Source organism: Burkholderia sp. Se-20378, assembly GCF_017104665.1.
Lineage (GTDB): Bacteria > Pseudomonadota > Gammaproteobacteria > Burkholderiales > Burkholderiaceae > Burkholderia > Burkholderia lata.
The window spans coordinates 1-9435 of sequence record NZ_JAAGPG010000327.1; the positions used below are offsets into that span (position 1 = coordinate 1).

Genomic DNA, 9435 nt, shown 5'->3' on the forward strand with positions numbered 1-9435 from the left:
CCACCGTGCACGACGTGCTGGCCGCGCGCGGCTTCGACTGGTTCGCCGCGCAGGCCGCCGTGCTGCGCGCGGTGGCGCTCGAACAGGCCGGGCAGGAAGACGACGCGCTGGTCGTGCTCGCCCCTGCGCTCGAATACGGGCAAGGCAACGGGCTCGTGCGCACGTTCGTCGACGAAGGCGCCGTGGCCGAACGCCTGACGGCGCGCGTGCTGAAGCGGGCCGACCGGTTTCCGGCGGTCGGCGCGTGGTATCTGCGCGAACTCGCGCGCGCGTTCGAGGCGGACCGGGCGTCGAATGCCGCACCGACCGCGCGGCCCGGCACCGCCGGCAACCTGAGCGCGCGTGAAGTCGAGATTCTCGATTACGTCGCGCGCGGGCTGTCGAACAAGGAGATCGCCCGCGCGCTGCGCGTTGCGCCGGAGACGATCAAATGGCACCTGAAGAACATCTTCGAGAAGCTCAACGTCACGTCGCGCATCCAGGCCGTACGCAGCGGGCTGGCGCTCGATGCGTCGTCCCGCACGCGCGTCGGCGACGAATAGACGGTGGCGGGCGGCGCGCCGGCGTTGCCCCGGCGCGCTGGGCTCATCGATGCGCGTCGAACGCGGCCACGATCTCGTCGATCGTCGCGCGAATGCGCGCGGTGTGGCGCAGGTCGCGATGCGTGACGAGCCAGACTTCGTACGGCGCTTCCCGCGTCTGCGCGGGCCAGATGCGGGCGAGGCCGTCGCGTTCGCCCATGTGCACCGGCACTTCACCGATGCCGAGGCCCGAGCGCAGCGCGGCGCGCATCATCAGGCTCGAATTCATCCGCCCGACGATGCGCCCTGCCGCGATCGGCTCGCCGGCGATCGCCGGCTTCCGGCTCGCGTCGACATACGGCTGGTAGACGACCAGGTCGTGCCCCGCGAACGCGCTGCCGCGCACCGGCTCGCCGTGCCGTTGCAGATAGTCGTGCGAAGCGAACAGGCCCATGTCCCAGCAGGCGAGGCGGCGCGCGACGAGATCGGGGTTGTCGGGCCGCACGGTGCGCACCGCGATGTCGGCCTCCCGTTTCGCCAGGTTCAGGACTTGAGTCGCCGTGTTCAGCGACACGCATACGTCGGGATGCTTCGCATGCAGCCGCGCGATCGACGGCATCACGAATTCGAGCGCGAGCGCATCGGTCGTCGTGATCTTGACCTCGCCGGCGAGCCGCCGGTCGACGCCCTGCGTCAGCCGGACGAGCTCGTGTGCATGCTGCTCCATCGCCTCGGCGGCGCGCAGCGCCAGCTCGCCGACCGGCGTGGTCAGGTAGCCCTTCGACGAGCGCAGGAACAGCGTGGCGCCGAGCATGTGCTCGAGTTGCGCGAGCCGGCGCCCGACCGTCGCCTGGTCGACCCCGAGCGTTTGCGCCGCGCGGCGCAACGTGCGTTCGCGATGAATCGCGAGGAACACGCGTGCGTCGTCCCAGTTCATCGCTTGTGCTGACTGATGCATTTTTGCATTCCTCGTTCGGCAATTCACTGCGTGCTCGCGAGCGGCACCGTCCCTAGACTGTCTTCACACCCATTGCGATGCCGCGATTCGAGGATGATCCGCGAATCGGCCGCGCATCGACGAACGTTGAGGATCATATCGTGACTGATGACGTGAAACCCCTGCCCGCCGACATGACGGCGATTGAAATCGTGCGACCCGGCGGCCCCGACGTGCTCGTGCCGACCACCCGCCCCGTGCCGTCGCCGGGCCACGACGAAGTGCTGATCCGCATTCATGCGGCCGGCGTGAACGGCCCGGACGTATTCCAGCGCAAGGGACTGTACGATCCGCCGCCCGGCGCATCCGACATTCCCGGCCTCGAGGTTGCCGGTGAAGTCGTCGCGGTTGGCCGCGACGTCACGCGCTTCGCGATCGGCGACGAAGTCTGCGCGCTGATTCCGGGCGGCGGCTATGCCGAATACGCGGTGGCAAACGAGAGCAATACGCTCGCGATTCCCGAAGGCCTCGACATGACGGAAGCGGCAGCGATGCCCGAAACCTTCATGACGGTCTGGCTTAACCTGTTCCAGCGCGGCGGATTCGCCGCCGGCGACAGCGTGCTGATTCATGGCGGCGCGTCGGGCATCGGCACGACCGCGACGATGCTGGCGAAAGCATTCGGCGCATCGACCATCATCACGACCGTGGGCTCGGAGGCGCAGCGCGACGCGAGCCTGCGGCTCGGCGCGGATCTCGCGATCGAGTACCGCAACGAGGATTTCGTCGACGCGGTCAAGCGCTTCACCGACGGCAAGGGCGTCGACGTGATCGTCGACATCATCGCCGGCGACTACGTCGCGCGCAATTTCGCGGCCGCCGCGATGAACGGCCGCATCGTCCAGATCGGCGTGATCAACGGGCCCGCGAAGGAGCTCGACCTGTTCCCGATGCTCACCAAGCGCCTCACCCACATCGGCTCGACGCTGCGCTCGCGTACCTACGAGGAGAAGGCGCAACTCATCCGCGAGCTGGAGGAAGCCGTGTGGCCGCTGATCCGGCAAGGCACGGTGAAGCCGCAGGTCTACCGGACCTTCGATCTTCGCGATGCGAGCGCGGCGCACGCACTGATGGATTCCGGCCGCCACATCGGCAAGATCGTGCTGCGCACGCCGGCTTCCGCCGCAGACGGCAAGCATTCCACATGATCGGCCCGCGCTTCAGCCCCCCGGACGGGGGGCTGAACGCTTCGCGGCGAATGGCGACAATCGGTATCACTGAACATGACGGCGCGCGGCGCGATCGATGGCCCTGGGGCCGGTCGATGCGTGGCGGGCCGCGGTTCTAAACCGAGGCTGCGGTGCGCGGCCGGGCGCGGGTTGGCCCGGTCGTGCGCGTGTGGCGGATGGCGCGCCGGCCGCGATGGACGATGAATCGAAATGGACATGCTTGAAAACATGCGGACCTTCGTGCGTGTCGTGCAGGCCGGCAGCTTCACCGCCGTCGCGAGGCAGGGCGACATCGCGACCGCGCAGGTGTCGCGGGCCGTCGCCAGCCTGGAGGACTACGCGCAGATCCGGCTGCTGAACCGCACGACCCGCAAGATCGCGCTGACCGACAGCGGGCGGCGCTATTTCGAACGCCTGCTGGCGATCCTCGGCGATGTCGACCAGGCGAACGCCGAAGCGCGCAATGCACTGGTTCGCCCGTACGGGCGGCTGCGCGTGCATACGATGCCGGGGCTCGGGCAGAGCCACGTGACCGCATCGGCCGTCGCGTATCAGGCGATCTATCCCGAGGTGTCCGTCGAAATGACGTACTCGCAGCGGCTGCCGAATCTCGTCGAAGAGGGCTACGACGTGTCGGTCGTCACCGCGTCGAGCCTGCCCGATTCCGGCTATATCGCGCACTCGTGCGGCCGGAGCTACAGCGTGCTGGTCGCGTCGCCGGCCTATCTCGCGCGGCACGGCACGCCGCGCAACCCGGCCGAACTCGCGGGCCATACGTGCCTGTGCCTCGATACGCCTGCCGACGCGAATGGCGAATGGCGACTGCACGGCGCCGGCGGCGATGGCGACGGCGAGGTCGTGACGCACACCGTGCTGGCTGCGCCGTTCCACGCGAATGCGCCGGAAGCGCTGTCGATCGCGCTGCGCGCGGGGCTGGGCATCGGCTCGCTCGCGATTTACTCGGTCATCGACGATTTGCGCAGCGGCCGGCTCGTCCGCGTGCTGCCCGATTACCGGCTGACGATGCTCGACGTCTACGCGATGTTTGCGTCCCGGCGTTTCGTGGACGCGAAGATCCGCACCTTTCTCGACCACCTGCGCGCGACGCTGTCGCCCGCGCTGGCAGCCGACGAACACGCGCTCGAATCGATCGCCGCGCCGCGCGGCCGTGCGCGCACCCGTGCGATCTCGGGTGCGGCGGCCTGACCGCTTTCCCCCGCAGTTTCCCCCCGCAGTTACCAATCGTTCCTTGAGGAGATTTCGATGAAGATCCGTCTTGCCTTCGTTGCAGGTTGTGTTGCGCTGTCGCCGATCCTGGTTCATGCGCAGTCTGGCGCGCCCAATGCGGACGTGTCCGGCCCGCAACACGTCACCACGTCGCCGGCTGCGTCGCCCGTCACGTCACAGTCACCGTCGCCGTCGGCGGCGGCACGGTCGGCGAAGAAGGCCGATCGCGCGGCCGATCGCGCGTTCGCGAAGAAAGTCCGCCAGGCGATCACGAAGGCGCCCGGCATCGGCGGCGCACAGGTCACCGTATTCGCAAAGGCGAAGACAGGCGACGTGACGCTGGCCGGGCAGATCACGGACCAGTCGCAGGATCAGGTCGCGGTGGATGCCGCCCGCCAGGTGCCGGGTGTCACGTCCGTGAAAAGCCGGTTGCAGTTGCGTCTCGAAGGCTCGCAGTAACGGGCACGGACCCCGGGCGGCTACGTCCGGGGCATTCGCCCGATGAATGACACGCCGATTTGCACGCCGGTGCCGCTTCGTTGCCGCTCGGCGCGGCGCTGTGTTGCATCACGCGCGATCGCGCTTGTCGTGCATCACCATGATGGTTTGCTGCATGACCGCGCACAGCGTTTCCTTGTCGCCGGTGACGGCGAAGACTTCCGCCTTGGTCACGATCAGCGTCCGCCCCGGCCGGATCACCTCGCCACGGGCGATCAGCTTGTCGCCCGCGGCAGGCGCGACGAGGTTGATCTTGTATTCCACGGTCAGCACCGACGCATCGGCCCCCACCGTGGTCATCGCCGCGTAGCCAGCGGCCGAATCGGCGATCATGCCCACCACGCCGCCGTGGACGAAACCGTGCTGCTGTTCGATGCCCTCCCAGTGCGGTACGTGGATCTCGGTTCGTCCGATGTCGATCAGCGGCATGCGGGCCTGGATCAGGCGCATCGCGTGCTGCTTGTCGAAACTGGCGGCGACGGATTCGAAGTAGTTCGGGTTGAGGGCTTCGGTCATGGCGCTTCGAGTGGGGTGAGCCGGGGTTCATCCGGAATGCAGGGGCGCAAGCCGCACGCGCAACGCTTGCGGGGTGTCCGGAAGCGTAACGCAGAACGGAGGGCGCCCGGGCTGTGCCGGGTGTGCGCCCCGAATGGCCAGCCGGACAGGCGAAGCCCGGCCACGGGCGTTTGTCGAACCGATCCGGACCGGTGCCGTCAGTTCGACTCGCCGCATCTGCGCGGGTGTGGCGCGGGTGGCTTGAACAAGACGCTATTGCGCGTGATGCGACGCAGCGGTAATCGCGTCAATCACCTGGGTGATGACGTAGACAGCCGCGAAGAACAACGCCAGTTTGATCACGGCTTTACCCATATCGGACAAGCGCTGATCGAGTTCACGCGTCGCGAGAGGTGTCTGCTCCCGGGGAGCCCGTTTTTTCAGAGCGGCATATGCAGCGATGACAAAGAATCCCTTTGCAACGAGTCCAGCCGTATGCAGATTCATATTTATTATCCGTTTCGAAGTGCCGGTGATTTTCGAACTCACTTGGTTTATCGACACGATTGCTCGCCGGCTTGAGGGCGGTGTCGCTGTCACGCCGTGACATGCGATCGACAGGTGGTAGCAGGATTATCACCGTACCGGACGGCATTGGGTGAAGGAACGAACATTCATTCGAATTAAAATCACGACTCCCGTTTCCGACGAATATCCGATGCTGATGCTTGTCCTCCACCGGCTTTCCGGCGAGTCGGAAAGCGACCGTGCAAACGTCCGGCGCGTCTTCTTCGAATCCCCTTCATATACGCAATGCGTCGAAGGTCGTTTACCGACAGAAGAAGACGTCGACGATTTTTTCGTCGGCAAGCCGGTTGGGAAGGACGCGGCGGACAAATCGGTGTTCGGATTATTCGTCGGGAAAGACATGATCGGCTGCGCGGACGTCATTCGCGCGTATCCGACCGACGACTGCCTGTGGATCGGCCTGCTGCTGCTTTCGGACGGGCATCGACGCGGCGGTTACGGGAAGGCGGCTTTGGCGTTGCTGGCCGAAATGGCACGGGAATGGGGCCATCGCACGGTGCAACTGGCCGTCATCTCGACCAATCCTGGCGCCGAGGCCTTCTGGCGGCGCGAAGGCTTCGCCGAGATTCGGCGCACGGTGAATCCGAGGTTTACCGGCGACGTGATCGTCATGCAGCGTGCGATCGGGTAGCGGTCAGGCCTGCCCGATCGTCGTCGACCCGGAGCGGATGCCTGCGACCCGGCGAGACGGGGCGTCGAAGTTGCACCCCCCGTCCCGATTCGCGGCGTGATCGAGGTGCGCTTTTCCGTGGGCGGTCGTGGCTGACGTACCGCGCGGGTAACGGTGATCGATGACGTGTGGCGCGCGTCATGCCCGTGAATCCACCGCCGGCCTTCCCGGTGCCGGGATGGGCACGTCCGGGTGTGCCCGGCAGGGCCGGTCGCAGTTGTTTCATACGCGACTCGGCCTGCCCGGCTGGCGCGCTGCGGCCTCAGATGCGATCCAGCAGCACCAGTATGACGACGATGATGACGATCATCCCGACGGTGCTCGAAGGCCAATAGCCCCAACTTCGGCTGTGCGGCCATGCGGGAAATGCACCGACGAGTATGAGAATCAGGATGATGACAAGGATCGTACCGAGCATCGCACCCCTCCTGGAACGGATTGGACATCGCGGTTCTCCCGCCGGAGGCGACAGGAGCAAGGCGTGTGCCGCGCTGGCGCCCGCCGGGTAACGGCAAGGCCTGCGGAGGGGGTGAATTCACGAAATGAATACCCCCGGATTCAGAAAATAAAGTTTAAAAATGCGTCCCTGCCCCCTATGCTGAATCCTTCTGATCTGGCGGGCATGCGATGGCTGAACTTTTTCTGGTACGGCACGGGCAGGCGTCCTTCGGCACGGACGACTACGACCGGTTGTCCGCGGCGGGCGAGCAGCAGAGCGTCTGGCTCGGCGAATACTTCGCGCAGCAAGCGCTCACATTCGACCGCGTGATCTGCGGCACGCTGAACCGCCACGCGCAGACGGTCGACGCGATCCTGCGCGGGATGGGCCGCGAAGGCGCGCCGGTCGACCGCCACCCGGGCCTGAACGAATACGACTTCCACGGGCTGTTCGCGGCCGCCGCGCACGACTACCCGGACATCGCCCGCCTCGCGGCCGGCTCGATGAAGGAGCATTTCCGCGCGCTCCGGCAGGTGCTGCAGCTCTGGTCGGAAGACAAGCTCGGCGATTCGGCCCCCGAGACCTGGGCGCATTTCCAGCAGCGCGTGGCCGAGGCCCGCGCGGCGATCCGCCACGGCGGCGGCCAGCGCGTGCTGGCGGTGAGTTCCGGCGGCCCGATCGCGGTCACCGTGCAGCAGGTGCTGGCCGCCCCGCCCGCGAGCGCGATCGCGCTGAACCTGCAGATCCGCAACAGCAGTCTTTCGCAGTTTTTCTTCAACGCCGATGCGTTCCACCTCGCGTCGTTCAACGGCATCCCGCATCTCGAGGATCCCGAACGACACGCGCTGCGAACCTACGGCTGACCCACGAACGATCGCGACGATGACGAACCCTACCCAGCAACTCGACGTAGCCCGCCTCACGCGCTATCTGGAAGCGCACGTGCCGGGCTTCGAAGGCCCGGTCGACACGGAGAAGTTTGCCGGCGGCCAGTCGAACCCGACTTTCCTGCTGCACGCAAAGAGCGGCCGCTACGTGCTGCGCCGCCAGCCGCCGGGCGAACTGCTGAAGTCCGCGCATGCGGTCGACCGCGAATTCCGCGTGCTCAGTGCGCTGTCGGGCACCGCGGTGCCGGTCGCGCGTCCGTATCACCTCTGCGAAGACCGCGACGTGATCGGCAGCATGTTCTACGTGATGAGCTACGAGGACGGCCGGATCTTCTGGGACCCTGCGCTGCCGGAACTGCCGAAGGCCGATCGCGCGGTGTGCTACGACGCATTGCTGCAGACGATGGCCGCGTTGCACGACGTTGATGTCGACGCAGTGGGCCTTGCCGACTACGGCCGCCCCGGCAACTACTTCGAGCGTCAGATCGGCGTGTGGACGAAGCAGTATCGCGCGGCGGAAACCGAGCGCCTCGACGCGATGGAGACGCTGATCGACTGGCTGCCGAAGGCGTGCCCCGCCGACACGGGCCGGCCGACGCTCGTGCATGGCGATTTCCGGATCGACAACCTGATGTTCGCGCGCGACAGCTATCGCGTGCAGGCCGTGCTCGACTGGGAACTGTCGACGCTCGGCAACCCGCTCGCCGATCTCGCCTATCTCTGCATGTGCCTGCGGCTGCCGTCCGGCGGGCAGGTGCGCGGGCTCGCGGGCCAGGATCGCGCCGAGCTCGGCGTACCGGACGAAGCGGCGATCGTCGCGCGCTATTGCGAACTGCGCGGCATCGAGCCGATCCGCGACTGGCATTTCTACCTCGCCTTCAGTTTCTTCCGGCTCGCGTCGATCGCGCAGGGCGTGAAGGCGCGCGCGCTGCAGGGCAATGCGTCGAGCGAACAGGCGCTGCGCGTCGGCGCGATGGCCGGGCGGCTCGCCGAACTGGCCGTCGGCGTGATCGACGCGCATCGCTGAAGCGGCCGGGCACGACACCACATCAATGGAGGAGCACAGCAACATGGCAACGAATCTGTTCGACCTGACGGGCAAGATCGCCCTGGTGACGGGCGCGAGCCGCGGCATCGGCGAGGAAATCGCGAAACTGCTCGCGGAGCAGGGCGCGCACGTGATCGTGTCGAGCCGCAAGCTCGACGACTGCCAGGCCGTGGCCGACGAGATCGTCGCGGCAGGCGGCCGCGCCGAGGCGCTGGCCTGCCACGTCGGGCGGCTCGAAGATATCGCCGCGACGTTCGAGCACATCCGCGGCAAGCACGGTCGACTCGACATCCTCGTGAACAACGCGGCCGCGAACCCGTATTTCGGGCACATCCTCGATACCGACCTCGCCGCGTACGAGAAGACGGTCGACGTGAACATCCGCGGCTACTTCTTCATGTCGGTCGAGGCCGGCAAGCTGATGAAGGCGCACGGCGGCGGCGCGATCGTGAACACGGCGTCGGTGAATGCGCTGCAGCCGGGCGACCGGCAGGGCATCTACTCGATCACGAAGGCCGCGGTCGTCAACATGACGAAGGCGTTCGCGAAGGAATGCGGGCCGCTCGGCATCCGCGTGAACGCGCTGCTGCCGGGCCTCACGAAGACGAAGTTCGCGGGCGCGCTGTTCGCCGACAAGGACATCTACGAAACCTGGATGGGGAAGATCCCGCTGCGCCGCCATGCGGAGCCGCGCGAAATGGCCGGCACGGTGCTGTATCTCGTGTCGGACGCGGCGAGCTACACGAACGGCGAATGCATCGTCGTCGACGGCGGCCTGACGATCTGAGCGCGCGATGAAGATCGACAGCTACGCAGGGCAGGCCGTGATGATCACCGGCGCCGCGAGCGGCTTCGGCGCGTTGCTCGCGAGCGAGCTGGCCGCGATGGGCGCGCGG

12 protein-coding genes and 1 pseudogene are annotated in these 9435 nt (G+C 66.9%); 9 read left to right on the forward strand and 4 right to left on the reverse strand.

Translation table 11 applies throughout. From position 1 onward, the window contains the following. A partial coding sequence (locus tag G3N93_RS26705; protein WP_241026716.1) for a helix-turn-helix transcriptional regulator occupies positions 1–542 on the forward strand: 542 nt, incomplete at its 5' end. 43 nt (positions 543–585) lie between these two features. Here G3N93_RS26705 and G3N93_RS26710 read toward each other — a convergent pair. Beyond that, entirely contained in the window at positions 586–1479 is an 894-nt protein-coding gene (locus tag G3N93_RS26710) for a LysR family transcriptional regulator (RefSeq protein ID WP_241026717.1), read from the reverse strand. Positions 1480–1652: 173 nt separating this feature from the next. Between G3N93_RS26710 and G3N93_RS26715 the strand changes: the two genes are divergently transcribed. From G3N93_RS26715 to G3N93_RS26725, 3 genes are all read left to right on the forward strand, one after another. After that, a complete protein-coding gene (locus tag G3N93_RS26715) occupies positions 1653–2666 on the forward strand; it encodes an NAD(P)H-quinone oxidoreductase (protein ID WP_174939932.1) in 1014 nt (337 codons plus the stop codon). A 231-nt stretch (positions 2667–2897) separates the two neighbouring features. Further along, a complete protein-coding gene (locus G3N93_RS26720; RefSeq protein WP_174939610.1) occupies positions 2898–3893 on the forward strand; it encodes a LysR family transcriptional regulator in 996 nt (331 codons plus the stop codon). 57 nt (positions 3894–3950) lie between these two features. Beyond that, entirely contained in the window at positions 3951–4373 is a 423-nt protein-coding gene (locus G3N93_RS26725; RefSeq protein WP_174939612.1) for a BON domain-containing protein, read from the forward strand. A 108-nt stretch (positions 4374–4481) separates the two neighbouring features. Here G3N93_RS26725 and G3N93_RS26730 read toward each other — a convergent pair whose 3' ends face one another. After that, a complete protein-coding gene (locus tag G3N93_RS26730; RefSeq protein WP_206134315.1) occupies positions 4482–4928 on the reverse strand; it encodes a PaaI family thioesterase in 447 nt (148 codons plus the stop codon). 252 nt (positions 4929–5180) lie between these two features. Further along, on the reverse strand, positions 5181–5414 hold the full coding sequence (locus G3N93_RS26735) for a hypothetical protein (RefSeq protein ID WP_206134316.1): 234 nt from the start codon (positions 5412–5414) through the stop codon (positions 5181–5183). Between the two features lie 211 nt (positions 5415–5625). Between G3N93_RS26735 and G3N93_RS26740 the strand changes: the two genes are divergently transcribed. Then, positions 5626–6126, forward strand: coding sequence for an N-acetyltransferase (locus G3N93_RS26740; RefSeq protein ID WP_206134317.1), 501 nt, complete (start codon positions 5626–5628; stop codon positions 6124–6126). 301 nt (positions 6127–6427) lie between these two features. Here the strand turns inward: G3N93_RS26740 and G3N93_RS26745 are convergent, their stop codons facing one another. Further along, complete coding sequence (locus G3N93_RS26745; RefSeq protein ID WP_206134318.1) at positions 6428–6583, reverse strand: DUF3309 family protein; 156 nt, start codon at positions 6581–6583, stop codon at positions 6428–6430. Positions 6584–6792: 209 nt separating this feature from the next. On the opposite strand from G3N93_RS26745, the gene G3N93_RS26750 reads away from it, so the two are divergent. The 4 genes and pseudogenes from G3N93_RS26750 to G3N93_RS26765 all read left to right on the forward strand — a co-directional run. Next, a complete protein-coding gene (locus G3N93_RS26750) occupies positions 6793–7467 on the forward strand; it encodes a histidine phosphatase family protein (protein WP_174943409.1) in 675 nt (224 codons plus the stop codon). Between the two features lie 19 nt (positions 7468–7486). Then, on the forward strand, positions 7487–8518 hold the full coding sequence (locus G3N93_RS26755; RefSeq protein ID WP_174983850.1) for a phosphotransferase: 1032 nt from the start codon (positions 7487–7489) through the stop codon (positions 8516–8518). A 43-nt stretch (positions 8519–8561) separates the two neighbouring features. After that, positions 8562–9326, forward strand: coding sequence for an SDR family oxidoreductase (locus G3N93_RS26760; protein ID WP_174983848.1), 765 nt, complete (start codon positions 8562–8564; stop codon positions 9324–9326). Between the two features lie 7 nt (positions 9327–9333). Beyond that, positions 9334–9435: pseudogene (locus G3N93_RS26765) on the forward strand (3-oxoacyl-ACP reductase); the annotation flags it as partial.